The sequence below is a fragment of the Meiothermus sp. genome (genome assembly GCF_025056915.1).
Lineage (GTDB): Bacteria > Deinococcota > Deinococci > Deinococcales > Thermaceae > Meiothermus.
In genome coordinates, this window is sequence record NZ_JANWVH010000167.1 from 1 (window position 1) to 1,114 (window position 1,114).

Genomic DNA, 1,114 nt, shown 5'->3' on the forward strand with positions numbered 1-1,114 from the left:
GCGTCTAGGCCGAGACGCATGTTTTCGAGTTTCCAGGCGGCCACTGTTCTGTCCAGGAAAAAGCTAAAGTCGAATGGCTCTGAATATGTGAAGAGCGCTCCAGCTAGAACACTTTGCTTTGCAGGGAGCGTCGAAGCAGGGGTTAGGGCACAGGGGGGCAGGTGTTGGTGACCCACCCCCACTTCCATCCAGTGGCTTCTTGAACGTTGAAAGTTGGTATCAGGCCACCTGCAAGGCCTGCTCGAGCCGCTTTAGGGCCAGGGGGATGTCCTCCTCCTCCAGGTCGCGGTGGGTCACCAGGCGAAGCCGCTTGGGCCCCATGGCGTTCACCAGCACCCCCAGCTCCTTCAGGCGCTGGGCCAGCTTGGGGGCCTGGGGCACCTCCACATAGACCATATTGGTCTGCACGGCCCGGAGGTCAACCGCCAGGTTGAGCCTGAGCAGCCCCTCGGCCAGGGCCCGGGCCATCTGGTGGTCGCGGGGAAGGTGCTTGGGCCCCTCGGTGAGGGCCATGATGCCTGCCGCAGCCAGCACCCCGGCCTGCCGCATCCCGCCCCCGAGGAGCTTGCGGTAGCGCCAGGCCTCGGCCCTCAGCTCCTTGGGCATCAGCAAAAGCGAGCCCACCGGGGCCCCCAGGCCCTTGGAGAGGCAGACCGAGACGGTGGTGAAGCCCTGCGCCAACCTGGCCGCTTCCACCCCCAGCGCCACCGCCGCGTTGAAGAGCCGGGCCCCGTCCAGGTGGGTGGGCAGGCCAGCCTCCCGGGCCACCTGCTGGATGACCTGCTGGGTTTCCAAGGGCACCACCGTGCCCCCGGCGGTGTTGTGGGTGTTCTCCAGGGCGATGAGGCCGGTGGGGGCCTGGTGCACCGAGGTGTGGATGGCCTCCCGCACCGCCTCGGGGTCGGGCACCCCGTAGGGGGCCTCCACCAGCCGGATGGTGCCGCCCGAAAGCACCGCTAAGGAACCTGGCTCGTACTCGTAGATGTGGGCCCCTTGGGGGGCAATCACCTCCTGGCCGCGCTTCAGGTGGAGCAGCAGGGCCACCTGGTTGGTCATGGTGCCGCTGGGCATGAAGAGGGCTGTCTCGAAGCCCAATAGCTCGGCGGCCAGGGCC

1 protein-coding gene is annotated in these 1,114 nt (G+C 67.3%); it reads right to left on the bottom strand.

The window, feature by feature from the left end; translation table 11 throughout:
* Positions 1-219: 219 nt before the first annotated feature.
* A partial coding sequence (locus NZN28_RS14460) for a low specificity L-threonine aldolase (RefSeq protein WP_295399347.1) occupies positions 220-1,114 on the bottom strand: 895 nt, incomplete at its 5' end.